The sequence below is a fragment of the Streptomyces sp. NPDC029466 genome, assembly GCF_055574515.1.
Window position 1 is genome coordinate 58,967 of record NZ_JBVHZH010000043.1, and the last position, 24,236, is coordinate 83,202.

At 70.0% G+C, this 24,236-nt stretch carries 21 protein-coding genes and 5 pseudogenes; 13 read left to right on the forward strand and 13 right to left on the reverse strand.

What is annotated here, in order from left to right:
• The first annotated feature begins 51 nt into the window (after positions 1–51).
• The 3 genes and pseudogenes from ACZ4XD_RS28525 to ACZ4XD_RS28535 all read left to right on the forward strand — a co-directional run bounded on the left by ACZ4XD_RS28525 (position 52) and on the right by ACZ4XD_RS28535 (position 2,240).
• Positions 52–867: pseudogene (locus tag ACZ4XD_RS28525) on the forward strand (IS5 family transposase).
• 194 nt (positions 868–1,061) lie between these two features.
• Complete coding sequence (locus ACZ4XD_RS28530; protein ID WP_468046728.1) at positions 1,062–1,190, forward strand: hypothetical protein; 129 nt, start codon at positions 1,062–1,064, stop codon at positions 1,188–1,190.
• A gap of 66 nt (positions 1,191–1,256) precedes the next feature.
• A complete protein-coding gene (locus tag ACZ4XD_RS28535; protein WP_468046730.1) occupies positions 1,257–2,240 on the forward strand; it encodes a M6 family metalloprotease domain-containing protein in 984 nt (327 codons plus the stop codon).
• A 55-nt stretch (positions 2,241–2,295) separates the two neighbouring features.
• Here ACZ4XD_RS28535 and ACZ4XD_RS28540 read toward each other — a convergent pair whose 3' ends face one another.
• The 5 genes from ACZ4XD_RS28540 to ACZ4XD_RS28560 are packed head-to-tail and all read right to left on the reverse strand — an operon-like array spanning position 2,296 to position 7,964.
• Positions 2,296–3,276 carry an ABC transporter ATP-binding protein gene (locus ACZ4XD_RS28540; protein WP_468046732.1) on the reverse strand — a complete coding sequence of 327 codons (981 nt, stop codon included), beginning with the start codon at positions 3,274–3,276 and terminating at the stop codon, positions 2,296–2,298.
• A complete protein-coding gene (locus tag ACZ4XD_RS28545) occupies positions 3,273–4,277 on the reverse strand; it encodes an ABC transporter ATP-binding protein (protein ID WP_468046734.1) in 1,005 nt (334 codons plus the stop codon). The genes ACZ4XD_RS28540 and ACZ4XD_RS28545 overlap by 4 nt, the downstream gene beginning before the upstream one ends.
• Positions 4,277–5,263 carry an ABC transporter permease gene (locus tag ACZ4XD_RS28550; protein WP_468046736.1) on the reverse strand — a complete coding sequence of 329 codons (987 nt, stop codon included), beginning with the start codon at positions 5,261–5,263 and terminating at the stop codon, positions 4,277–4,279. Before ACZ4XD_RS28550 ends, ACZ4XD_RS28545 begins: the two co-directional genes overlap by 1 nt.
• Positions 5,260–6,204, reverse strand: a complete 945-nt coding sequence (locus ACZ4XD_RS28555) for an ABC transporter permease (protein ID WP_468046738.1) — start codon at positions 6,202–6,204, stop codon at positions 5,260–5,262. Before ACZ4XD_RS28555 ends, ACZ4XD_RS28550 begins: the two co-directional genes overlap by 4 nt.
• A 14-nt stretch (positions 6,205–6,218) precedes the next feature.
• Complete coding sequence (locus tag ACZ4XD_RS28560; protein ID WP_468046740.1) at positions 6,219–7,964, reverse strand: ABC transporter substrate-binding protein; 1,746 nt, start codon at positions 7,962–7,964, stop codon at positions 6,219–6,221.
• A 288-nt stretch (positions 7,965–8,252) separates the two neighbouring features.
• Here ACZ4XD_RS28560 and ACZ4XD_RS28565 point away from each other — a divergent pair.
• From ACZ4XD_RS28565 to ACZ4XD_RS28580, 4 genes and pseudogenes are all read left to right on the forward strand, one after another.
• Positions 8,253–8,748 (forward strand): annotated as a pseudogene (locus tag ACZ4XD_RS28565) (NAD(P)/FAD-dependent oxidoreductase); the annotation flags it as partial.
• 141 nt (positions 8,749–8,889) lie between these two features.
• Entirely contained in the window at positions 8,890–9,141 is a 252-nt protein-coding gene (locus ACZ4XD_RS28570) for a hypothetical protein (RefSeq protein ID WP_468046742.1), read from the forward strand.
• A gap of 346 nt (positions 9,142–9,487) precedes the next feature.
• The gene (folE, locus tag ACZ4XD_RS28575; protein WP_468046744.1) at positions 9,488–10,201 is read left to right on the forward strand and encodes a GTP cyclohydrolase I; all 714 of its coding nucleotides are present in this window, start codon (positions 9,488–9,490) and stop codon (positions 10,199–10,201) included.
• Positions 10,194–11,072: a dihydrofolate reductase family protein gene (locus tag ACZ4XD_RS28580; protein WP_468046745.1), complete on the forward strand. Its 879-nt coding sequence runs from the start codon at positions 10,194–10,196 to the stop codon at positions 11,070–11,072. The genes folE and ACZ4XD_RS28580 overlap by 8 nt, the downstream gene beginning before the upstream one ends.
• A 374-nt stretch (positions 11,073–11,446) precedes the next feature.
• On the opposite strand, the pseudogene ACZ4XD_RS28585 reads toward ACZ4XD_RS28580, so the two are convergent.
• Positions 11,447–12,075: pseudogene (locus tag ACZ4XD_RS28585) on the reverse strand (uracil-DNA glycosylase family protein).
• Positions 12,076–12,327: 252 nt separating this feature from the next.
• On the opposite strand from ACZ4XD_RS28585, the gene ACZ4XD_RS28590 reads away from it, so the two are divergent.
• The 3 genes and pseudogenes from ACZ4XD_RS28590 to acnA all read left to right on the forward strand — a co-directional run.
• Positions 12,328–12,690, forward strand: a complete 363-nt coding sequence (locus tag ACZ4XD_RS28590) for a DUF488 domain-containing protein (protein ID WP_468046747.1) — start codon at positions 12,328–12,330, stop codon at positions 12,688–12,690.
• 204 nt (positions 12,691–12,894) lie between these two features.
• Positions 12,895–13,236, forward strand: a pseudogene (locus ACZ4XD_RS28595) (STAS domain-containing protein); the annotation flags it as partial.
• Between the two features lie 263 nt (positions 13,237–13,499).
• Positions 13,500–15,194: pseudogene (acnA, locus tag ACZ4XD_RS28600) on the forward strand (aconitate hydratase AcnA); the annotation flags it as partial.
• 2 nt (positions 15,195–15,196) lie between these two features.
• On the opposite strand, the gene ACZ4XD_RS28605 reads toward acnA, so the two are convergent.
• From ACZ4XD_RS28605 to ACZ4XD_RS28630, 6 genes are all read right to left on the reverse strand, one after another.
• Positions 15,197–16,255: an MBL fold metallo-hydrolase gene (locus ACZ4XD_RS28605; RefSeq protein ID WP_468046749.1), complete on the reverse strand. Its 1,059-nt coding sequence runs from the start codon at positions 16,253–16,255 to the stop codon at positions 15,197–15,199.
• 134 nt (positions 16,256–16,389) lie between these two features.
• Positions 16,390–17,361 (reverse strand): PDR/VanB family oxidoreductase, encoded by a 972-nt coding sequence (locus ACZ4XD_RS28610; RefSeq protein WP_468046751.1) that lies wholly within the window; start codon positions 17,359–17,361, stop codon positions 16,390–16,392.
• 30 nt (positions 17,362–17,391) lie between these two features.
• Positions 17,392–17,625, reverse strand: coding sequence for a hypothetical protein (locus ACZ4XD_RS28615; protein WP_468046753.1), 234 nt, complete (start codon positions 17,623–17,625; stop codon positions 17,392–17,394).
• A complete protein-coding gene (locus ACZ4XD_RS28620) occupies positions 17,622–18,680 on the reverse strand; it encodes a Rieske 2Fe-2S domain-containing protein (protein WP_468046754.1) in 1,059 nt (352 codons plus the stop codon). The genes ACZ4XD_RS28615 and ACZ4XD_RS28620 overlap by 4 nt, the downstream gene beginning before the upstream one ends.
• A 24-nt stretch (positions 18,681–18,704) precedes the next feature.
• Positions 18,705–19,841, reverse strand: a complete 1,137-nt coding sequence (locus ACZ4XD_RS28625) for an MFS transporter (RefSeq protein ID WP_468046785.1) — start codon at positions 19,839–19,841, stop codon at positions 18,705–18,707.
• Positions 19,842–20,274: 433 nt separating this feature from the next.
• Positions 20,275–21,156: an IclR family transcriptional regulator gene (locus tag ACZ4XD_RS28630; protein ID WP_468046756.1), complete on the reverse strand. Its 882-nt coding sequence runs from the start codon at positions 21,154–21,156 to the stop codon at positions 20,275–20,277.
• Positions 21,157–21,456: 300 nt separating this feature from the next.
• Here ACZ4XD_RS28630 and ACZ4XD_RS28635 point away from each other — a divergent pair, with 300 nt between their 5' ends.
• The gene (locus ACZ4XD_RS28635) at positions 21,457–21,600 is read left to right on the forward strand and encodes a hypothetical protein (RefSeq protein WP_468046758.1); all 144 of its coding nucleotides are present in this window, start codon (positions 21,457–21,459) and stop codon (positions 21,598–21,600) included.
• A gap of 102 nt (positions 21,601–21,702) precedes the next feature.
• Here the strand turns inward: ACZ4XD_RS28635 and ACZ4XD_RS28640 are convergent, their stop codons facing one another.
• Positions 21,703–22,239 carry an Lrp/AsnC family transcriptional regulator gene (locus ACZ4XD_RS28640; RefSeq protein ID WP_468046760.1) on the reverse strand — a complete coding sequence of 179 codons (537 nt, stop codon included), beginning with the start codon at positions 22,237–22,239 and terminating at the stop codon, positions 21,703–21,705.
• A gap of 60 nt (positions 22,240–22,299) precedes the next feature.
• Here ACZ4XD_RS28640 and ACZ4XD_RS28645 point away from each other — a divergent pair, with 60 nt between their 5' ends.
• Positions 22,300–23,565: a trans-sulfuration enzyme family protein gene (locus tag ACZ4XD_RS28645; protein ID WP_468046762.1), complete on the forward strand. Its 1,266-nt coding sequence runs from the start codon at positions 22,300–22,302 to the stop codon at positions 23,563–23,565.
• Positions 23,566–23,588: 23 nt separating this feature from the next.
• The gene (locus ACZ4XD_RS28650; RefSeq protein ID WP_468046764.1) at positions 23,589–24,050 is read left to right on the forward strand and encodes a hypothetical protein; all 462 of its coding nucleotides are present in this window, start codon (positions 23,589–23,591) and stop codon (positions 24,048–24,050) included.
• The last annotated feature ends 186 nt before the right edge of the window (positions 24,051–24,236 follow it).

Here is a 24,236-nt window from a genome sequence, read left to right on the forward strand (position 1 = left end):
AGATGGGAGTAAGACCGTGTCCTACGTGGTGAGGCGGTCGTTGGCTTCGGTATGGGGCGGGGTACGTGGAGTTGGATTGTTCCGGACGGACTGTGGGAGATCGCGAAGCCGCTGATCCCGCCGTCGAGAGTGCGGCCACAGGGCGGCGGAACGCAGGACACGCCTGATGAGACGCTGTTCGCGGCCATCGTCTACATCCTGGTCAGCGGCTGCTCCTGGCGCCAACTGCCGCCCTGCTTCGGCATATCGAAGTCGACCGCCCACCGCCGGTTCCTGATCTGGTCGAGAGCCGGCGTCTGGGGTCGCCTGCACGAAGCCGTGCTGCACCGCCTCGACGACACCGGCCTGATCGACGTCACCCGCGTCGTCCTCGACACCGCCCATGTCAGGGCTAAAAAGGGGGCGAACACACAGGTCCGAGCCCTGTGGACCGGGGCAAGCCGGGCTCCAAGATGCACATCCTGTCGGACGCGAACGGGCTGCCCCTTCTCGTCGGCATCTCGGCCGGCAACACCCACGACAGCGAAGGGCTGAAGCCCATGGTGGCGGTTCACCAAACGAGACACGACCCCCACCGAGGCCGGTACCTCAGGCCCAGCGCCTTCACGCCGACAAGGCGTATGACCGCGCCGATCTGCGGAAATGGCTGCGCGGCAAGCGGATCGGAGTGCGCATCGCCCGCAAAGGCATCGAATCCAGCGAACGCTTAGGGCGCCGGAGGTGGGTGATCGAGCGCACGATGTCGTGGCTGTCCGGCTACCGCAGACTCAGCCCCCGCTACGAGCGCCATTCCCGCAACTACCTGGCCTTCTCGGGCTCGCCGCCGCCCTTTGCTGCTACAAGCGCCTCGTCCGCCTCACCACGTAGGACACGGTCTACGGGAGCGCGGCCGGTCGCGGTGCAGACGGAAGCCCAGTACTCGGGGGTCCGGTCGCTGTCGGGCCGGGGGGGCCGCCCAGTCCTCCTCCAGGAGTTAGGCCAACGGGACCTCGTACGCGTGGCGAGTGGGGGGTGGGCCGCCGGCAGGAGGGCGAAGACCGGTTCGCTGACGATCGTGTGGAGTGCCACGCCCGCATGCTGCGGCAGCTCTGTTGGTGTTGCTCGGCGCCCTGCTCCCGCTTTCGTTCCTCCTCGGCGCCCCGGCCGCCGACAGCGCGTCGGACTGTGCGCTGCGCGGCACCACCGGCTGAACGGACGAAGGGCGCGACACGGACTTCTCCGTGTTCCAGCGCCCGGCGGGAACAATCAAGGCAGCCATGGTCTTTGTGGACTTCCCGGATGCCCCTGCCTATTCCGCCGAGTCCCCGGCCGACGACGCCGCACAGGTCACGCCCGGCGCGGACTGGCTGTGGAACGCCTCGTACGGCAAGGCATGGCTGGACATCACCCAGCACCAGCACTGGGCGAGGATGCCGCACAACTCCACCGATTACGGATACGAGCGCGGGATGACGCACGAGCAACACGAGGCGTACCTCAAGGACGCGGTCGCGGCGGCCGATCCGGACGTGGACTTCTCGCGGTACGACATGGTCTATGTCGTACCGACGAAGAACGCGTCGGCGGTCTCCTACACCCCCACCTATGTGTACGAGCCGGGAACGGCGGGCGTCGCTGCCGATGGCAGGCGGGTCAAGGGGGCGGTCACCTTCGGCCAGGACATGTGGCACTGGGGGAAGAAACTGGTGGCCCACGAGACCGCTCATACCTTCGGGCTGCCCGATCTGTACGCCTTCGACAAGGGCGACGACGACCACCGCTTCGTGGGCGGATGGGACGTGATGGGTCTGATAGGCGGGGCCGGGCCGCACTACTTCGCCTGGCACTCCTGGAAGCTGGGCTGGACCGATGACAGCCAGGTCGTGTGCCGGGCCTCGGCGGGCAGCGATACGGTGTACCTCACCGCCGTCGAGTACGGGCCCGGCACCAAGATGGCGGTGATACCCACCGGCCCCTCCACCGCGTACGTCGTCGAATCGCGTCGGGCCGTCCAGGCGGAGACCGGCCTCTGCGCCGCCGGTGCGCTGGTCTACAAGGTCGACTCCTCCGTGAAGTCCGGTGAAGGGCCGATGCGGGTCGTGGATGCCAAGCCGAGTGCCACCCCGGCGTCGGGCTGTCGCCCCCTGGACGACGGCCCGTTCCGGCCCGGTGAGACGTTCACCGACGCCGCCGCGGGCGTCCGGATCGAGGTGCTGAGCAATGACGGTAACGGCGAGACCGTGCGGATCACCAAGTCGTAGCGTGACGAGGACGGTCGTGCCCCGGTTCCCGGGCGGAGCCGGGGCATGGCCGTGCTCAGGCCGTTTCGGGGAAATGGCACGCCACCTGACGGGCCGGGCCCGGTGCCGTGTTCCGCAGGGAGGGCGCCTCGGTGCGGCAGATCTCCTGGGCCTTGGGGCAGCGAGGGTGGAAGGTGCAGCCGGCCGGGGGAGCGGCCGGGCTGGGCGGGTCCCCGAGCAGGGTGATCCGCTCCCGGCCCCGTTCGGCGGCCGGGTCGGGCAGCGGGACGGCGGACAGCAGCGCGCGTGTGTAGGGGTGCGCCGGGGCGGTGTAGACCTCTTCCTTCGCTCCGATCTCGACGATCCGGCCCAGGTACATCACGGCAACCCGGTCGCACACCCGCTTGACGACGGACAGGTCGTGGGCGATGAAGAGGTAGGCCAGGCCGAGTTCGCGCTGGAGCCGCTCCATCAGGTTGACGATCTGGGCCTGGACGGAGACGTCGAGCGCGGAGACCGGCTCGTCGGCGACGACGAGACGGGGGCCGGTGGCCAGGGCGCGGGCGATACCGATGCGCTGGGCCTGGCCGCCGGAGAATTCGTGCGGATAGCGGTCGATGTGCTCGGGGATGAGCCCCACCAGCTCCATCAGCTCAGCGGCACGCTTGCGGGCGCCCGTTGCCGAACTGCCCTGGACGAGCAGCGGATCGGAGATGACCCGGGCCACCGTCTGGCGCGGATTGAGCGAGGAGTGCGGGTCCTGGAAGACCATCTGGAGGTCCTTGCGGAGCGGCTTGAGTGCCCGCTGCGACAGATGGCTGATGTCACGTCCGTCGTACGTGACCGAGCCGGTGGTGGGTTCCAGGAGCCGGACGATCGTGCGTCCGGTGGTGGACTTGCCACAGCCGGACTCGCCGACAAGGCCCAGCGTCTCACCCTCCGCCACGTGGAAGGTGATGCCGTCGACGGCCCGCACCGGGGCAGATCGCTTCCTCCCGGGGAACGTCACCGTCAAGTTCTGTACGGACAACAGGGGTTCGGTGGACGTGGCGGTCATGGGGCCATGCCTTCGTATGCGGGGAAGTGACAGGCGGCCGGATGCCCGGCGGGGCCGTCGAGGAGGGGGAGTTCGCTCTCGCATCGGGAGCGCTCCTCGGCGGGGGCGTCGGCCGGCCGGGAGCAGCGGGGCGCGAACGCGCAACCGGGGGCCGGGGTGAGCAGGGACGGCGGGCTGCCGGGGATCACTCGCAGCGGTTCCTCGTCGCTGTCGTCGAGACGAGGAAGGGAGTCGAGGAGGGCGCGGGTATAGGGGTGGGCCGGTTCCGCGAACAGGGTGTCCACAGGGGCCCGTTCGACGCTTGTTCCCCCGTACATCACCAGAACGTCGTGGGCGACCCGGGCGACCACTCCCAGATCGTGCGTGATCATGATGACGGCCAGTCCCCGCTCCTCCTGGAGCCGGGCGATGAGCTCCAGGATCTGCGCCTGGACGGTGACGTCCAGGGCGGTGGTCGGCTCGTCCGCGATGAGCAGCTCGGGTTCGCAGGCCAGAGCCATCGCGATCATCACACGTTGGCGCATGCCGCCGGAGAACTGATGCGGGTACTCCCGCGCCCGGCGCCGCGGTTCGGGGATACCGACCTCGCCCAGCGCTTCCACGGCCCGCTCGCGGGCGGCCCTTCTGCCGCTGCCGAAGTGCACGCGGTGGTGCTCGGCTATCTGTTCGCCCACGGTGTAGTACGGGTGGAGGCTGGAGAGCGGGTCCTGGAAGATCATCGCCATCTTCCGGCCCCGCAGCCGGTTCAGGTCGCGCTCCGGCAGGCCCGTCAGCTCCCGGCCGCCCAGGGTGATGGAGCCGGTGACCGAAGCGCCGGTGTGCAGCCCCATCACCGCCAGGGAGGTGACGGACTTGCCGGAGCCGGACTCGCCGACGATGCCAAGGGTCCGTCCCCGGTGCACCTCGAAGCCGAGGCCGTCCACGGCCCGTGCCGGGCCGCGCGGGGTGGGGAAGGTGACCGTCAAGTCCCTGACCGATAGCACGGGTTCGCGAGCGCTCATCAGTACCTCACTCGGGGATCGACGACGGCGTAGAGCAGGTCGACGGCCAGGTTGGCGACGACGATGAAGGTGGCGGCCAGCAGCGTCACTCCGAGGATCACCGGCTGGTCGCCGCTGGAGAGCGCTCCGTAGAAGAGCCGCCCGATGCCGGGGAGCCCGAAGATGGACTCGGTGATCACCGCGCCGGCGAGCAGTCCGCCCAGATCCATGCCGAAGATGGTCAGGACCGGGGTCATACCGGCCCGTAGCCCGTGTTTGACCACGACCGTCCGGCGCGGCAGGCCCTTGGCGCGGGCGGTGCGGATGTACGGCTCCGCCATCGTCTCGATCATCGAACTGCGGCTCTGCCGTGCGTACATCGCCGCGTACAGGACGGCCAGCGCCAGCCAGGGCAGCAGCAGGTTCGACGCCCAGTCGAGCGGGTTGTCGCCGAACGGCACGTACTGCGGGTAGGGCAGCAGGCCTGCGAACCGGATCACCCCGTAGATCAGCATCATCGAGGTGAAGTAGACCGGCAGCGAAGCGGCGGCCACCGCGCCGACCATGAGGGCGCGGTCGGTGAAGGTGTCCTTGCGCAGGGCCGCGGCGACTCCCGTGGACAGCCCGAGGACCAGCCAGATCACCGCGGCACCGAAGGCCAGCGAGGCGGAGACCGGAAGACGGTCCATCAGCAGGTCCCAGACCGCTTCGCTGTTCTCGTAGGAGTAGCCCAGGCACGGGAAGCGGCAGTGCAGCTCGTACTGGCCCGTGCCCATGGTGCGTCCGGTGAAGATGCCGGTGACGAAGTCGGCGAACTGCCGCCACACGGGCTGGTCGAGGCCCATGTGCTCACGGATCGCCGCCAGCCGCTCGGTACTGCACGACTTGCCGCAGGCCGCGGCCGCCGGGTCGGACGGCAGGACGTAGAAGACGGTGAAGGTGATGGCGGCGATGGCGATCAGGACGCCGATGACGCCGAGTAGCCGGCGGCCGAGGTAGAGGGTCATGTGCGGCTTCCCCTCGGGTCCAGGACGTCCCGCAGCGCGTCGCCGAGCAGCGTGAACGCAAGCACGGCGAGGAAGAGGCAGGCGCTGGGGATGACGAAGTACATGGGGTCGGTGTCGTAGAAGGCGACGCTCTCGGCGATCATCTGGCCCCAGGAGGGGGTGGGCGGGCGAACGCCCACGCCCAGATAGCTCAGGGCCGCCTCGGTGGCGATCATCCCGGGGATGATCAGGGTGGTGTAGGCGATGACAGGTCCGGCGACGCCCGGGAGGATGTCGCGGGTGAGCACCCGCCAGGGGCCGGCCCCGCCGACACGGGCGGCGTCGACATACTCGCGATGCTTGAGCGAGAGCGTCTGGCCGCGTACCACGCGGGCGATGCCGGGCCAGCCGAAGAGCCCGATCACGGCGGTCATCAGCACGATCCGGTTGACGTCCCGGGCCACCGACATCATCGCGATCATGAAGATGAGGGACGGGAAGGACATGATGAGGTCCATCAGCCGGGAGAGCACCGCGTCGGTGCGACCGCCGAAGTAGCCGGCCGCGATCCCGGCCGCCGTACCGGCGACGACGACGATCGCGGTGGCGGCGAAGGCGATGAACAGCGAGACCTGCGCGCCGTGCACGACTCGGGCAAACAGGTCACGGCCGGTGACGGGTTCGACCCCGAGCCAGTGGTCGGCGGAGATCCCGCCGAGCGGGCCGATCGGCTGCCCGCCCAGATAAGGGTCGACGGCGGTCTTGTCGAACTCCTCGGGTGACCAGCCGCCCAGCGCGCCAAGCAGCGGAGCGGCCGCCGCCGTGATCGCGAAGAGCACGATCACGACGAGGGAGATCTTCACGGCGGTGCGTCGGCGCAGGTGCTGCCGGGCGAGCTGCCAGGGGCCGCTGCTCGCCGGAGTGGTCTTGACGGCCGGTGCGGACAGGGAGGTGGAGGCCATGGTGGGTACGCTCCTCAGCCCTCGCTCTTGGCAGGGTTCTTGAGGCCGACCGAGGCGTAGTCGAGCTGGCCGCCGAAGGAGGTCTGCCCGTACGCGCCTGCGATGTTGGTCCCCACCACCAGTGGCCAGCGGCGCACCAGGACCGGTACGGCCGGGGCCTTGGCGACGATCTTGCCGTCCAGTTCCCGCCAGGCCGCGTTCGCCTCCTTGGCGTCGGTCATCGCGGCGATCCCGTCCATCCGCTTCATGGTCGGCTCGTCGCGGAAGAGGGAGTGGTTGCCCGTGTTGCCCTTCTCCTTGATGTAGCGGCCGTCGAAGACGAAGGGAAGGAAGGTGGAGCCGGACGGGTAGTCCGGGCACCAGCCGGTGTACACCATGTCGGTGCGGTTGGCGGTGTCGCCGATGGTGGCGTAGAACGCGGACGGGTCGACCGTTTCGATGGTGACCTTGATACCGGCCTTGGCGAGCGACTGCTGGATCGCCTCGGCCCTCCCCTTGTCCCCGTTGGAGACCGTCATCTTGGTGGTGAAGCCGTTCGGCTTCCCGACCTCCTTCAGCAACTGCTTGGCCCGGTCCGTATCGCCGGTGGCGGGGATCTTCAAGGTGTCCGGTTGCTTGCCGCCGAAAAGGGCTGCGGGCATGTAGGCGTGGGACACGTCATTGAAGGCGGGGCCGCCGGAGGAAGTGATCACGGCCTCTTTGTCGAGGGCGTACTGCACGGCCTGACGGACCTTCACCTTGTTGAAGGGGGCCCGCCCGGTGTGCATCTGCACCATGTCGGTGCAGTTGGTCGACTCGGCCAGCAGCCGCTCGCGCACCTCGGCCCTGGGCAGGACCTTGGCTGCGCTCTCCGGTCGCAGTGCGAACCACGGGACGGCGGAGGCGTCTGCGCCCTGACCGGCGATCATCCGGTCGTCGATCTGGTTGGGCTTGAGCCCCATCACCATGACCAGCTTGTCCGGGTAGGCCTTGCGTATCTCGTCGGTCTTGGGGTCCCAGTGACGGTTGCGGACCAGGATCAGCTTCTTGTTGCGCTGATACGTCTCGATCTTGTAGGGCCCCGAGGAAAAGGGCCGGTTGTCGTAGCGGGGCCCGTTGTCCTTCGCCTTCGGCACCGGGGCGAAGGTGGGCATCACTGTCGCGTTGGGGAACTCGGCGAAGGGCGTGCGCAGTTCGAAGACGATCGTCGTGTCGTTCGGCGTCCTGACGGAATCCAGGTGCTCACCCTTGGCCGGGCCGCGGTAACCCTCGGCGCCCTTGAGGTAGCGGGCCGCGTAGTCGGCGCCGCCGGGCAGGTCCGGGGAGAAGGACCGCTCCACGTTGTACTTGATGTCCTGGGCGGTGACCGGCGTCCCGTCCTCGAACTTGATCCCCGGTTTGAGGTGGAAGGTCCAGGTTTTGGCGCCGTTGGAGGGCGTGCCGAGGTCGGTGGCGAGGTCGGGCGCCAGCTCGCCGCCGGCGGTTCCGGGGGCCGCCTTGTACGACACCAGGGTGCGGTAGAGCAGTCGGGTCCCGAAATCCATGTCGTTCATGACCCAGTTGCGGGCCGGGTCGAGGTGGGTGAAGTCCTGGTTGGACAGGACGGTGAGGGTGCCGCCCTTCTGGGGCGTCCCGCCGACCGCTCGGCCGCTGTTGGCCGTTGCCGGGTTCTTACGGCCGCGGGCGCCGTCCGCCTTCTGCCCGCCGGAGCACCCGGCTGTGCCGAAGGTGAGGGCCGCCACCAGTGTGGCGGCCAGAGCTGAGCAGGTGCGCTTGTCCATGAGTGGTCACTCCGGAAGCAGTTGGACAGCCAGCGGCTGGAATGTGACCGGTAACATAGTAATGTGAAATTGCACTGACAAGGCCTCACCGACTTCGTTACCCACCCGTGCCCGAGGGACTGCTATGAATGACCCCACGGCCCGCCGCACCCGCACCGCACATCATGGACTGCCGGTCTCGGTGAAACTCACCGCGTTCCCGAGTGGAGGGCGCAACTCATCGGCAGGTAAGGGCAATCGGTCCGACGCAAGGGATCGCGGACCCTTGGCAGAGGGGCCGGGGCCGGCGTGAGCGGTGCGGCCTGCGCCTGCTACGCCGCGCGGTCCGGCCTCCGCGTCATCGTGCTCGACCGCGGCCCCGTGGCGGGCGGTACGACGGGGGCCGGCGAGGGCAACCTTCCGCTCTCCGACAAGGAGCCGGGGCCTGAACTCGAACTGGCCCCGCTGTGCACCGGGTTGTGGCGGCAGCTGGCCGAAGGACTCCCGCCGGGCATCGCGTACGAGCCCAAAGGCGGGCTGGTCGTCGCCGACGACCAGCGCGCAATGGCTGCACCACGGACTTCGCGGCCGGGCAGTGCGCGGCGGGTGTCACGGCGGACGAGGCCCCGCCCGACCGCCTGCACGACCTGGAGCCCCATCTCGCCCCCGGCCTGGCGGGCGGTATCCACTACCCCCCCAGGACGCGCAGGTCATGCCGGCGCTCGCCGCCGCACATCTGCTGCGCGAGGGCGGTGGACGGATCCGGCTGCGCCTCGGCGAGGAGGTCACCGGTCTGCTTCCCGGGGGAGCGGCGCCAACGTTGCAGATCGAGCCTCTGGGCTACCACCCCAGTGCTTGGAGCTGCTGAACATGGAGGGTCACAGTCCGCACCCCCGGTGTCCCACTGCTCGTGGGCCATACCGGCTTCCAGGTGTACCTACGCGCTGTGGGCCCTCGCGCCGCCCATCCGGTGGGTCATGTCGGCGCGCAGTACGTGATCTGGACGGCGGACGGCCCTGACGACTTCCAGCGGTGCGAGCGCGTGCTCAGGGCCCGCTCCGACCATGTGTATACGAGGGAGGCTGAGGGATTCGCCCTTCTCGAGGGCAAGGATCCAAGCGGCCTGCCGGTGCTGGTGGCCTATCCGGGGCCGGACGAAGTGGCGCGGCTGGAGATCATCGCTCGTTACTACGTGTAATGCCGGACGAAGTGGAGTACTCAGCTCACCAGGAGGTCCTTCCCTGGCACGCAGCAGAACGGTGAAAGTCCGCAGGGTCGCAGATGCTCTGGCGCACCTGCGCGACCTCGCCAAAGGCTGCCCCTTGAGGCTACTCACCGCAACCAAGCAGCCCGAGATCAGCGAAGCCGAGGTCCTTGCCGAGATGCTCCGGAGCTGACAGCGGGGGCAAACGGTACCGGGGTCCGCTCGCAGCCTCACTGTGCTCGCGCAGGGCATGGTGTTCTCGGGCAGCACTCACGCAGAAATCGGTCGACAATGGGTGTGACCGAGTCCAGCGAGATGTTTGTTGCATCTTGAGGCCGCTATGAGTGATCAACTGCCGCAGATGAACGGTCCGCCACCCGTCGCAGGGCTGGTAGGCGAGAGCTTCGTACCCGTCACGGATGAGGTGGCGTGGGCAGCTGTGTCTCCCCGGCAGATCACCCCCGAAGAGTGGCAGCGGTTCGAGGACTACCTCAGGGAGATCTTCGGGGCGCTGGGTCTGGCCGCCGGCTCGGCGGCCACGGCGGACACTCCCCGCCGCTTCCTGCGCGCCCTGTTCGACGCCACCAGCGGGTACGAAGGCGACGAGAAGCTGGTCACCGCCTTCGAGACCGAATGCCACGGCGGTTCGGACTGCCGGATCAGCCAGATTGTCGAAGGACCCATCCCGTTCTTTTCCCTCTGCGAGCACCACGCTCTGCCGTTCTTCGGCAAGGCGTACGTCGGCTACATCGCCCATGAGCACATACTCGGACTGTCCAAGCTGACCAGGCTGGTGCGGCTGTTCGCCCGTCGATTCTCGATGCAGGAGCGCATCGGTCGCCAGCTCGCCGAATCGTTGCAGCAGATCCTGCAGCCCCACGGCGTAGCGGTCCACCTGGAAGCGGTGCATCTGTGCACACAGATGCGCGGAGTACGGGAGATCGAGTCCAGCACCCGTACCACCCACTGGCGGGGTACCTACGACGAGGATCCGCAACTGCGCGGCGAATTCTTCACGTTGTGCGGCCAACACGGCCTGGCCGGACATGGCTGAGGAGAGCACCGTCCACCCCGCCAGCGGAACACAGACAGGCTCGCTGGAGCCCCTGGAGCTGCTGTACGAGGAGGCAGGGCAGCCCCGCTTCGGCCTCCCTACGAAGCTCGTCACAGCGTACGGCGGGGATATGGGCTTCACGCCACCGTGCGTGTACGCAAACTTCGTCTCTTCACTTGACGGAGTGGTCGCCCTCGGCCCCGAATACCCCTCCTCCGGCTCGGCGATCAGCGGGCGTGCATCGGCAGACCGCTTCGTCATGGGACTGCTGCGCGCATGCGCCGACGCCGTACTCATCGGGGCCGGCACGCTCCGGGCCACGCCCGGCCACCAATGGACACCCGACCACGTCTGTCCGCAAGCCGCCCCCGACTTCGTCGAGCTACGGCGCAGCCTGCGACGCACCACTCAGCCAGAACTGGTCGTGGTCACAGCAAGGGGCGACGTGCCCACCGAGCACCCAGCACTGCAGTCGGGCGCGCTCGTGGCCACCACCGCGGAGGGAGCCCGCCGACTGGAGGGACGCCTGCCGCCAACATGCGCAATACTCACCGCGGTCTCCGCCCTCCGTATGACCGACGTCCTCGCGGCTCTCCACGACCGGGGACACACCACGGTGCTCACCGAGGGCGGGCCGCACCTCATCGGTCACCTCCTCGGCGAGGGCTTGCTGGATGAACTGTTCCTCACGACGTCCCCAGTGCTCGCCGGCCGGGACGGCACACCCCGACCCGGGGTGGTCGCCGGGCTCGAACTGCTGCCGAACCGGCCGACGTGGGCGGACCTGATCAGCGCTCGGCGCCGGGACTCATATCTGTTCCTCCGCTACCGCCTTCGCACCCCACGCGGCAACCCAGCACCGTCCAAGTGACGTAGGCCGAGGTTGATCCGCCGAACGCCTGACTGCCGGTGGGCAATGCGGATCCTCCCGTTCATACCGCTCCGGACACCTCACACCGCGTACAGTCGCGATCATCGGGCATCCGCGGAGCAGATCAGACAGCAGGTGGGCGCCGTCGAGACGAGCGCTCGCCCGCACGTGTGCCACCAGGCTGATCATGGCCACGAAAGTCGGTCAGGAGCCCAGCATCGGAGCAAAACAGCGCCCGAACTGCCCGACGCACCGTAACGCTGCTGGTCACCGCGCAATAGCCACGCGCAGGATCCAGTGCCTGCCGCGGTCGATCGCCCCGAGCATCCGCATCGTTGCCTGATGGCAACTACCGAGTCGGAGAGACTTGGTGCTCAAGAGCCAGGTCGGCTGTGGTGCGGCGGCCGTGTCGGGAGTTCGGCCACCTCTGCGCTGCGGCGTAGCACGTCGCGGAGCATGGCGGGGGCCAGGGTGCGGGTGGACGTGTTGCGCTGGCCGGGGTGGTAGCCGTCGACCAGGTGCAGCCGCCGTCCGTCACCGGGATCGGCGAACAGCGCCTCGGCTCCGTCTCTGTGTCCGAAGACCGGGCGAGGACGGGGCAACTGCCGGCCGGCGTTGGTGAGCACCGGCAGAAGCGCCTGCCAGGCGAACCCGCCGAGCACCACGATCGCCCGCAGTGTGGGCCGCAGCAGTTCGAGCTCGCGGGCCAGCGTGGCCGGCAGGTGTCCCGCTCACCGGTGGTGGGCCGGTTGTCGGGCGGGGCGCAGTGCACCGGTTCGGTGAAGAGGCGCCCGGTGTGGTTGCCGCCGTGCGAGGCCGGCGCCAGACCGACGGTCGCCAGTGGTGCGTCCGCCGGGCCGAAACCGGGCACGGGTCGCGCCCAGTACTCCCAGTCCCGAAACGCCTTGCGCTTGATCCGCGCGGCCTCCTCCCGCCACGCCACCAGGCGCGGGCACGCCCGGCAGGTGGCCACCGCCGAGTCCGGTTTGCTCGGTGAGCTCATCCGGGAAGCGATCCGCGCGGGAAGATCGTGTGAGCCGGGCGAGGGACGTCTGCTGGGCACATCGTGCTCCTCGTCAATACGCCGTACTGGACGCCGTCACTATGGCGGTCGTGGTGGCTGACCCGGCAGGCTCCCGACGGGTTCGCACGAGCTGTCGCCGATAGAATGGGCGAGTCGGAACCATTGCAGCAGGGCACGCCGCTGTCCATGTGCTGAGGAAGGGGCGGCCGACTGATCTGGAAGGACACCATTATGGCCAAACAGATCACGTATCGCAGGGTCTATGAGGAGACCGCGCCCAAGGACGGCAAGCGCGTGTTGGTCGACCGGGTCTGGCCCCGGGGCATGCGCAAGGAGGACGCGCATCTGGACGAGTGGCTGCGTGATGTCGCCCCGTCGAGCGAACTGCGCAAATGGTACGGCCACGAGCCCAGCCGCTTCACCGAGTTTCGCCGCCGCTACCTGGCAGAGCTGCGCGACGCCGGGCACCGCGAGGCGGCGGGACATCTGCGTGACCTGGCGGCACACGACAAGATCATGCTGCTGACCGCCACCAAGGATGTCGACCAAAGCCAGGCCGCCGTTCTCGCCGAGTGGCTGACCGAGAGCCGGTGACCGCACGCGAGGCGCCGGCGGTTGCGGCCACCGTTCACGCGAACTCGCCCTTGCGCAGGCCGCGAACGGTATGGGCTGGGCGTCTCCGCCGCACCCTGCCGGGCATCTCGCGCTGTCCGCAGACGTGAAGAGGAATCGCCATGCGAACGAACATCATCCGGCACGAGAGCATGATGGTGAGCTACGACGTTCAACGGCTGGACCGTCCTCGAGACCGACGGTGAGGTGGACGCCTACACCGCCCCCGTGATCCGGGAGGCAGTGATCAAGCTCCTCGATGAGGGACACCGCCACTTCGTCCTGGACCTGGGCTTCGTCACCTTCCTGGATTCGATGGGGCTGGGCGTGATCGTGCCGATGACCAAACGCATCCGTGAACACGAAGGCTCACTGCGTATCGCGTCCGTCTCCGGCCGAATACTCAAGCTCTTCGACCTGAGCGGCATGCGCGAAAGCTATGAAACCCATCCATCCACATCGGAAGCGACGCACTCCGCTCCCTCGCCCGGCGGCCTCGCGCACTGGCCGCACCCCACCTCCGGCTGAGGAACGCCCGGGCCGCTGAGTTGGCCCTCCCGTTCCCGTCGAAGCGGAGTGGTGGCCGGTTCCCCGGCGCGCCGCTGGGCACGGTGATGATTCAGGCGGATTCCCGGGGTCACTGCGGGTGGGCCCGGTGCCCGTGCGGGGTCCACCCGCACGAACTGCTCCGCTCCCCGTGCGGCGCGGCCCGCCCGGGGGCCGCGCGGCACGGAAGGGCCGGACAGCCGACGAGAGTCGGCCCCCCCGGACTCACAGAGAGATGCACCGCCATGTCACTGAACACCTTTGGCGCTCAGGCGATGCTGTCGGCGGTGGGGAGCTCGTGGTCCGTCCTCCGCCTTGACGCGCTCGAGGGAACCGCCCGACTCCCGTACAGCCTGAAGGTGCTGCTGGAGAACCTGCTGCGTAACGAGGACGGCCGCGCCGTCACCGCCGAGCAGGTCACCGCGCTGGCCGGCTGGGACCCGCGCGCGGAGCCCGCGACCGAGATCCAGTTCACCCCTGCGCGGGTTCTGGTGCAGGACTTCACCGGCGTGCCGTGCCTCGTCGACCTGGTCGCGATGCGGGAGGCAACGGCTGAGCTCGGCGGCGACCCGACGCGGATCAGCCCACTACGACCGGTCGAGTTGGTCATCGACCACCCGGTGATCGCCGACCACTTCGGCACCCCGTCGGCATTCGACCGCAACGTCGAGCGGGAGTTCCAGCGCAACGCCGAGCGCTACCAGTTCCTGCGCTGGGGGCAGAGCGCCTTCGCCGGCCTGCGGGTCGTGCCGCCCGGCACCGGTATCTGCCACCAGGTCAACCTCGAACACCTTGCGCGCGTGGTCTTCGGGAAGGACGGCACCGCCTTCCCCGACACGCTGGTGGGCACCGACTCGCACACCCCGATGGTCAACGGGCTGGGCGTGCTCGGCTGGGGCGTGGGCGGCATCGAGGCGGAAGCGGCGATGCTCGGCCTGCCGGTCAGCATGCTCATCCCGCGCGTCATCGGCGTGAAACTCACCGGTGCGCTGCCCGAGGGCAGCACCGCCACTGACCTGGTCCTCACCATCGCCGAGAAGCTCCCCGCGCACGGCGTGGTCGGCACCTTCGTGGAGTTCTACGGCCCCCGCGTGGCCAACGTCCCGCTGGCCAACCGGGCCACCATCGGCAACATGAGCCCCGAGTACGGCGCTACCTGCGCGATCTTCCCCATTGATGACGAGACACTGTCCCACCTGCGGCTCACCGGCCGCGCCCGCGAACACATCTCCCTGGTGGAGGCGTACGCGAAGGAGCAGGGACTGTGGCACGACCCCGGCCACGAGCCCGTCTACTCGCAGACTCTGGAGGTGGATCTTTCGGCGGTGGTGCCCTCGATCGCCGGGCCCAAGCGCCCTCAGGACCGCATCAATCTGGCCGATGCCCCGCGTGCCTTCCGTGCAGTCCTGGGCGGCTACGTCACGTGCGAGCCGGCGCCGGTCGGCGTGGATGCGAGCGGCGCGGAGTCCTTCCCCGCCTCCGACCCCGTGGCGGTGACCGGCAACCGCCCGGGCGACAGCCCGGCCTGCTTCGACACAGGTCCCGCCGCAGAGCCTGCCGGCCCGCTGAGCCCCACCCCGGTCACCCTGGCCGAGGGCACCCAGGCAGAGATCGGGCACGGCGTGGTGGTGATCGCCGCGATCACCTCCTGTACCAACACCTCCAACCCACAAGTCATGGTCGCCGCGGCGCTGCTGGCCAAGAAAGCCGTCGAGCGCGGCCTGCGGTCCAAACCCTGGGTGAAGACCAGCCTTGCACCGGGGTTGAGGATCGTCATGAACTACTTCGAACGCGCAGGACTGGTTCCGTACTTGGACGCGCTCGGCTTCGACCTGGTCGGCTACGGCTGCACCACCTGCATCGGCAACTCCGTCCCGTTGATCAGTGAAGTCTCCCGGGCCACAACCGACGCCCTGCGGGAGGCGACAGGTGTGTCGAGCCGTCAGCCGAGGGTGGTGCGCAGCAGGTCGTCGGCGACGGCCACCGGTCCGTCATAGCGGGTACGTACCGGGGTGGTCCACTGCTCGTCGGTGGCGACTCCGGCGAGATGCGTCAGAAGGAGTTGGTCCACCCCGGCTGCCGCCGCCACACGGCGGACGCCATCAGGCGGGGTGTGGCTCTCCTCCTGGTGCTTGATGAACGCCGCGTCGAATCCGCCGGCGCGGAAGTAGTCGAGGTTCACGCACTCATGGAGCAGCAGCCGGGCCCCGCGGGCCAGTCGCACAACATTGTCATGTTCGGTGGTATCTCCCGAGAGGACGACGGCGCCGTGCGGAGTCTCGACGCGGAAGGCGAAGGACGGGAAGACTGGCGGGTGGTGCGCCAACGTGGCCAGGACCCGGACCTTCTCGTCCCGGTACACCTCGAACGGCTCCATGTCCGGGGTCCGGGTGCCGTTCGCCCTGGCAAGGGTGCCGGGTGGCAGGGCGATGTCGGTCGAGGTGACCAGTTCGGTCAGCGGGGGCCGGCCCTCGTCGGCGACGCGGATGTTGATGTCGTACGCGTAGGCGGCGATGATCCGGTCGACCATCTGGCGGGTGCCGGGTGTCGGCGGACTGCCGACGGGCGCCGCGCCGGAGTGCGGAACGGTGTGTGCGGATCCTGGTCCGAGGATCTCGAACGGCTTGGTGAAGCCCTTCACCGGAGGCCCCCAGTTGTAGAGCAGCAGGCTGGGGACCTCGATGACGTGGTCGGAGTGCAGGTGGGTGAGGAAGACCGCGCGCAGCCCGCTGATGTCGACACCCGCGCTGTTCATCTGGCGGGTCAGGCCGAGCCCGCAGTCGAACAGGTAAAGGCTGCCGTCGACGACGAGCGCGGTGGCGATGCCGTTGCGGCGGCCGCGGATGGTGGGGCCTGCCTGCGTGCCGAGGGTGATCACATGGGTGCCGGTGGACGGGACCGGGCCGGCGGGGCCGGTGGCTGCCGCTGCCGTGCCGGGAAGGGCGCTCAGCGCGCCCGCGGCCAGTGCGGTGCCGAGGAAGGTGCGACGGTTGGCGGTCATGGGCGGCCTCCGGTTGCGGTGGCGGGGGAGCGGGTATTCGGCCGGCGGATCGGCGCTCGCAGACGGCGCTCAGCGCGCCGGGCGCATCGAGGGAGCGGGGTGACTGGTGTCTTGCCGCAGGAGCGCTGGTCGGGTCACAGGTCGAGGACCAGGCGCGGGCAGGCGGCACGCGAGACGCAGATCATCATGGTGTCGTGGCGGGCCTGCTCCTGAGGGGAGAGCAGCGAGTCCCGGTGGTCCACGGTCCCTTCCAGGACCGTGGTCTCGCAGGTGCCGCAGGTGCCCTCCTGGCAGGAGGAGAGGACGGCGACACCGGCTTCCTCGACGACATCCAGGACGGAACGGTCCGCCGGCACGGTCAGCGTCAGGCCGGACTGGGCCAGTTCCACCTCGAACGAGGTTGACGGGGCGGCGTCTTCCCGGACCTTGGGTACGAAGCGCTCAAGGTGCAGCGCACCCTCCGGCCAGCGGACACACCGTTGCTCCACCGCGTTGAGCAGGGGCTCGGGGCCGCAGCAGTACACCGTCGTGTCCTGTTGCGGAGTCCCGAGCAGCGCGTCGAAGTCGATCAGGCCGCACTCGTCCTGGGGGCGCAGGTCCACCCGGTCGGGGTGGGCCCGGGTGAGCTGTCCGGCGAAGGCCATTGTGGCGTGGCTGCGCCCGCCGTACACCAGCCGCCAGTCGGCACCCCGTTGCGATACGGCGGCGATCATCGGCAGGATCGGGGTGATGCCGATGCCGCCTGCGATGAACAGGTAGCGGGGCGAGTCGACCAGAGGGAAGTGGTTGCGGGGGCCGCGGATCCGGATCGTGTCGCCCTCGGTCAGCGAGTCGTGCACGTGGCGGGAGCCGCCGCGGCCGGTCGCCTCGCGCAGCACGGCCACCTGGAGGGCGGAGGTGTCATCGGGGTCGCCGCACAGGGAGTACTGCCGGACGAGGCCGGCACCGAGTGCCAGGTCGATGTGTGCGCCGGGGCTCCATGTGGGCAGCCGGCCGCCCGCGGGGTGGGCCAGGGTGAGCCGGACGACGCCGTCGGCGAGGGTCTCCTTGCGCGCCAGTGTCAGGTCGAGTTCGACCTCGGTGCGCGGAGGCGTCGTGGTGGTCATGGTGGTTCTCTTTCCGGGCCGGGAGTGCCCTCAGACGAGGGCCTCGGACAGGGGACGCGGAGCTGGGGCGGGAGCGGGCCGAGAGGCCGGGCCGGGGCGGTGGTCGTCGGGGTGGCCCAGCAGCCAGTCCCACAGCGGCACCGGATTCTCGAACTCCCGCTCGGCACCGCAGTGGCAGACGGCCAGCAGTCGGTCGGTGCCGAGCACCCAGTGGATGCGGTAGACGCCGTCGCCCGTGAGCACCGCCGGGTGGAGCGGGGTCATCGGACTGCCACGGACTGCTCGGTACCGGCCTGCGCCAGGCGCGCGAGAATGCGGCGGGCGGCGAGGCCGCCGGTGTCGATGTTGATGCTCAGCTCCTGGTAGCCGGGGCTCTCGGTGTCCAGGGACTTCTGCAGCACGTTGAGGGCGACGACGTCCTGCATGACCACCGTGTGGTTGTTCTGCCGCAGGAAGCCGGTGACGTCCCGGTCGTCCAGCGCGAAGTCCCGGGCCACGGCCCAGAAGTCGTAGGTGGTCTTCTCCGTGGACGGGGTGATGCCGTAGACGACCTCCACGTGGAAGGCGTGCGGGTCGCTGCCGTCGGCATCCGGGGCGGGCGCGCCGACGGGGGCGACACGCGAGTGGAGCAGATACAGGCCCGGGGCGTGGTACTCGATGTCCTGCCAGCGGGTGATGCGGCCCTCGATACCGGTGGACTTGGCGTAGAAGGGCGGGCAATCGGCGTCGTCCATGTGCCGGCTGACGCAGACGATCCCGGCCGCGTCATCGACCTCGGTCGTGATGGGGGTTTCGGCGACCTCGGGGGTTCCGATGTAGCCGCCGTGCAGGTATGTCTCGTGGGAGAGGTCCATGAGGTTGTCGACGAGCAGGCCGTAGTCGCCGTCGATCTGTTCCATACCGGACACGACGGTGTAGTCGGGCGAGTCCAGCCATGGAGCCCGCGGCGGCAGCGTGTCGCACGGCTCACGGTCACCGATCCAGACCCACACGAAGGAGTCCCGCTCAACGACGGGATAGGTGTCCAACCGCGCAGTGCGTGGGATGCGCTGCTGGCCGGGCACGGACACGCAGCCGCCGTCGGTGCCGTAGGTGAAACCGTGGTAGCCGCACACCACACGGTCACCGTCCAGGCGGCTCGGCGCCTGCGACAGCGGGTAGCGGCGGTGCACGCAGCGGTCGGACATCGCCACGGCTCGGCCGTCCCGGGTGCGATACAGCAGGATCGGTTCGCCCAGCACGGTGCGGCCGAGCAGCTCGCGCCCGACCTCACGGCCGTAGGCGGCGACGTACCACTGGTTGCGGACAAAAGCAGTCATGGAATCTTCCTGGGGGTAGTGGTTTCAGTGCGCACTGCCTGCGGCCGGGGCCGCAGGGGCGGGCACGGGCTGTCCGGCGGTGGCGGGGCGCAGCAGGGCGAGGAGGGCAGCGGTGGCGACGAAGACCACGCTGACGGCGAGGTAGAGGTTCTGCGGCGTCCAGCCGCCGTCGAGCAGGCTGCCGGCGATGGCCGGGGCGAGGATCGCGCCGACGCGGCCGATCGCGAGGGCGCTGCCGACTCCAGTCGTCCGGATTCCCGCGCCGTAGACGAGGGGGGTGAGCGCGTACAGCCCGGCCACGCAGCCGTTGACGAACAGGCCGATCACCGCTCCGAGGACGAAGGCCGCCGAGAGCGAGGAGGTCGCGGCGATGAAGGCCGCCAGCAGCCCGGCCGTGACGATCAGGTAGGCGAGGAGCACGGAGCGGAGCGTGAAGCGGGCGGCGAGCGCTCCGAGCGCGGCCGCACCGAAGATGCCGCCGACGTTGAGCAGGGTTCCCCCGGTGAGGCCCTGGGTGCTGGACAAGCCGGCCTCGAACAGAAGGGTCGGTGTCCAGCTCGTCACGAAGTAGAAGCCGGCCATGACGAGGAAGAAGGCGGACCACAGCAGCAGCGTCGGGCGGCGCAGCGCCGGCGAGAGCAACTCGCGGAACCCGGCCCCGACTCCCGAGGGCGTGGCAGTGGGTGCGGGCAGGCGGTCCAGCGCCGGCTGTCCCATCCGCCGGGCCAGGGCGTTCATCCTCTCCAGGGCGCCCTTCGGCCTGCGCGAGACCAGGAAGTCCACGGACTCGGGCAGGCAGAAGTACGCCAGCGAGACGGCGACAGCGGTGGCCAGGTCGCCGCTCAGGAAGACCGAGCGCCAGCCGAACTGCCCGATCATGCCGACCGCGAGCAGCCCGCCCACGGTGGCGCCGACCGCGTAGCCGGTGGAGTTGAGGCTGACGGCGAGCCCGCGCCAGCGCCGGGAGGCGTATTCGCCGGCGATGACGTTGCTGCCCGCCAGGACGCCCCCGATGCCGACTCCGGTGAGCACGCGGAGCGCTCCGAGCTGGACGGGTGACTGGCTGACCGAGGAGAGCAGCATCCCGATGGCGGCCACCGCCAGGCAGCCGAGGGTGACCGGCCGGCGGCCGATCCGGTCGGCCCACGGGGCGACGCACAGGGGGCTCGGAAGAGCTGAGTTCCCACTCGGCCGACACGGCTTTTCCCGTGAAGGCCATGACGAGTACGTCGAAGCCGTCGAGCATGTTGAGCAGTACGCACACCGCGATCGCGCCCCATTGGAAGCGGCTCATCGGCCCCTCGTCGAGGGCGGCGCGCAGAGAGGGGCCGGTCACCGGACGGTCCCGGGACGGGGTGAAGAGGGTGGCAGAACCATGGCAGCGCTCCGTTGTCGACTGCGTGGTGGTCGTCGACACCCTGCGCGCACCAGACATGCGCTCCGGTGAGCCAATGGCCCGGGCGTCGACCGGTGCGGACCATCGTGGGGTCGGCCCGCGCCGGCGACCAGCGGCCTTTCCGGATGCCGGGAAACATCTGCGCGGCGTCGGCCGTGCTGTGCGGCGGACGCCGTCCGAGGTGCGCCCGCGCGCAGCTCAGCCGCGCGGGGCGGCCATGGCGCGGGAGATCGCACGGGCGCTGGTCCGAACCAACCGGGCCAGCGCGTGCGGGGAGGCACTGCCGTGCCGCACGACCAAGGAGACCGCGGCGGCCACCTGGCCACTGCTGGCGTACACCGGGGCGGCGACCGACAGGGCGTCCATGGTGACCTGGCGGTCGCTGACCGCGTAGCCGCCCGCCCGGACTTCGGCGAGTACGGACCGCAGCTCACGCGGATCGGTGAGCGTCCGCTCGGTGAAGCGCTCGAACGGGCCGGCGAGCACCTTCTCCTGCACCTCGACGGGCGCGTACGCGAGCAAGACCAGCCCGACGCCGGTGGCCGTGAGAGCGAAGCGTCCGCCGACGCGGCTGAGTACGGGTACCGCGCCGGACCCCGCGATGCGCTCGACGTAGACCACCTCGGTGCCTTCCTGCACGGCGAGTTGGACGTTCTCGCGGGTGATCTGGGAGAGGTCCTCGAGGAAGGGCAGGGCTCGTTCGCGTAGGCCCTGACCGCGCGGCGCGAGGGAGCCGACCTCCCACAGCCGCAGCCCGACCCGGTAGCAGCCGTCGTCGCCGCGCTCCAGGGCGCCCCAGGCGATGAGCTCGCCGAGCATCCGGTGCACAGTCGACACCGGCAGCCCGGACCGCCGGGACAGCGCGCTCAACGTCATCTCCGGGCAGCTCGCGCTGAATGCGCCAAGGATCTGCAGGGCGCGGCCCAGCACCGGCCCGGTGCCCGCCTCGGAGCTGCGGCGCGGGGTCACCGGACCGGCCTGCGCGGGGGTGTCGGGGAGCAGGGCCCCCTGGTGGTCCGGTCCGGCTCCCACGGCTTTCGTCCGCATCCGGCCCTTCTCGGTTTGCTGCTGCTTGCGCATGAGCGAATCCTCCAAGGTGCCCTGGCTGCTTCCGATCATCGATGGCCGCCCGTCACGCGGCCGAACGCGGCAGGCGGGCGGCGTGCCGGGCGGACTTCTCGCAGGCTGTGGCGGTCAGTGTGCAAGAAGACCGCAGCCACGTCGAGTAATCGGGCATCGCCGGGTGGCCGGCGTCTTCGTCGATGCGCACGCGCAGCGGCAGTGACTCCCAGGTACCCCGGCGTGTTGTTGAGGCTGCGTCGGGCAGGTCCGGCGAGTTCGAGGTGATCGACGCGGCGGGCGAGTACGGTCAGGAGCGCTTTGGCCCTCCAGACGGGCGATGTGCCGGCCGACGCACTGGTGGATGCCGGTCCGGTATGGGTCGGCGGCCGCCTGGACGCCGACCCGCGGCCCGGGGGCGGATTCCGGACCAGCGCGACGCTGCCGCTCAAGCCGGTGGGCTGAAGGCGACTCCGGGCAGGCAGACCTCCCTGGCGCCAGGGAGGGGGCGTGGGCGATGTAGAAGGCGGTCACCTGCGGTGGCTCCGGCTTGGACCGGTATGCGCATCAGGCCCCGGGGTTCCCGGGGGCCTGATGGCCGACGGTGGTCGTGGGGGCGGGAGCGCCGTCGGGCAGGGGTGGCAGCAGCGGGCCGCAGTCCCACTGCTGGAAGATCAACCGGGTCTCGACGCGCGCCACTTCGGGCCGTGAGGTGAACCCGTCGAGGACCAGCCGCTGAAGATCCCCCATGTCCGCGACCGCGACATGGACGAGATAGTCGTCGGGCCCGGTCAGATGGAAGACCGTAATGGACTCCGGCAGTGCCCGGATCCGCTCCACGAACGGCCCCACCAACTCCCGCCGATGCGGCCTGACCTGCACGGACAGCAGTGCCTCCAGGCCCCGGCCCAGCTTCGCCGGGTCCAGCCGCAGCTGATGGCCGAGAATCACTCCCGAGCGGCGCAGCCTGGTCACCCGGTCCAGGCAGGTCGAAGGCGCGACACCGACCTGCGCGGCGAGATCGCGGTACGTCATCCGTGCGTCGTTCTGCAGCAGCCGTAGCAGATGGAGATCCACCGGATCAAGTACGACAGAATCGGCCATGTGTCGAACGTAACACGGGATCCGGCCATCCGACCCCGCTCGGTGTTCAGACTCCTGGGCATGGACTCCGGCAGCTTTGACGCATATGACGTACCGGCCGACCCGCAGGGAACCGGCCAATCTCCCGACGGCACCGGTCGTCGTGTCCCGGGCGTGCCCGCACCCCGGGCGCTCGCCACCGAGGCGGTGCACGCCGGGCGGGACGACCTCGCGCGGCAGGGGGTGCACGCCCCGCCGATCGACCTGTCCACGACCTACCCCTCGTACGACAGCCGGGGCGAGGCCGCCCGGATAGACGCCTTCGCGGACGACGGTGCCGAACCGGAGGGCCCGCCCGTCTACGGCCGCCTCGGCAACCCGACCGTCGCCCGCTTCGAGACCGCCCTCGCACGTCTTGAGGGCACCGAGAGCGCGGTTGCGTTCGCCACCGGGATGGCCGCGCTGAGCGCCGTGCTGCTCGTACGCAGCGCGATGGACCTGCGCCATGTCGTCGCCGTGCGACCGCTGTACGGATGCAGCGATCACCTGCTCACCGCAGGGCTGCTGGGCTCCGAGGTGACCTGGGTCGACCCGGCGGGCATCGCGGACGCGCTGCGCCCCGACACCGGCCTGGTGATGGTCGAAAGCCCGGCCAACCCGACCCTCGCCGAACTCGATCTGAGAGCCGTCGCGCACGCCTGCGGTTCCGTCCCGCTGCTCGCCGACAACACCTTCGCCACCCCCGTGCTGCAACGCCCCGTCGAGCAGGGAGCCCGTCTCGTCCTGCACAGCGCCACCAAATACCTGGGCGGCCACGGAGACGTCATGGGCGGCGTGGTGGCCTGCGACGAGGAGTTCGCCGGGCGGCTACGCCAGGTGCGGTTCGCCACGGGCGGGGTGCTGCATCCGCTCGCGGGCTATCTGCTGCTCCGTGGTCTGTCGACGCTGCCCGTACGGGTCCGAGCCGCGTCCTCGAACGCGGCGGAGCTGGCCGGCCGGCTCGCCGCCGACCCCCGCGTCACCCGCGTCCACTACCCGCGCATCGGAGGCGCCATGGTCGCCTTCGAGGTAGCCGGCGACCCCCACGACGTGATCGCGGGCGTCCGACTGATCACCCCGGCCGTGAGCCTCGGCAGCGTCGACACCCTCATCCAGCACCCCGCCTCCATCAGCCACCGCATCGTGGACGCCGACGACCGCCGCGGCGCGGGAGTCAGCGACCGGCTGCTGCGGCTCTCGGTGGGGTTGGAGGACGTGGAGGACCTATGGGCCGACCTCGACCGGGCGTTGGGGACGGCGCCGGGACCGGGCAGGGTCCTCCGGGAAGCGGCGGTCGCGAACAGGTAGAACCGCAGACGACGACCGGGCCAGTGGTCGTCCTGTGCGGTCGGGCCGGCGCCGGTATCGCCGGGCTCCTCATCGGCGGCACGCCCCTGCTGACCACGGCCCTCGCCGCCGTGGCCCTGCCCACCGAGCGGGCGACCTGGCGCAGGACCCTGGGGCTCTTCGCCGGGTTCGGCGGCGCGGTGCGGGTGATCGCACCGTGGGGGGACGCGGGCGGCTCGGTCGGCGGGCAGCCCGCCTGCCTCGGCGCCGCGCTCCGCTATGCCGTCAGCTTCGTCCACGTACGCAAGTACCTGTCGCCGCGGGGGCTCCCGCCGCTCTCGCTGGTCGCCTCGCTCGCGGCCGCGGTGCTCCAGGCGGCAGTGACACCGTTCCTGACCCGGCACACCCCGGAGGTCACCGGCAGGAGGACGCGCTGCTCAGTCCGACGCGTGCGCCGATCTCGCGCACGGTCGGAACCTCGCCGGTCTCGGCGATCCACTCCCTGATGCAGGCGGCTGGAGGCGGGTAATCGGCCCTCGGTTGCAGCACGCCGCCAGCGGCGTGACGGTGGAAGTGGAGAGGCCCGGCAGGCGCCGAGAACCGTGCGCGTCGAAGCGGGCGCTGGCCGGCGCGGCCCGGATGCTCCCTGCCCAGTGGGTGCGACGCGACGGCGGCAAAACCGTCGAACGGGA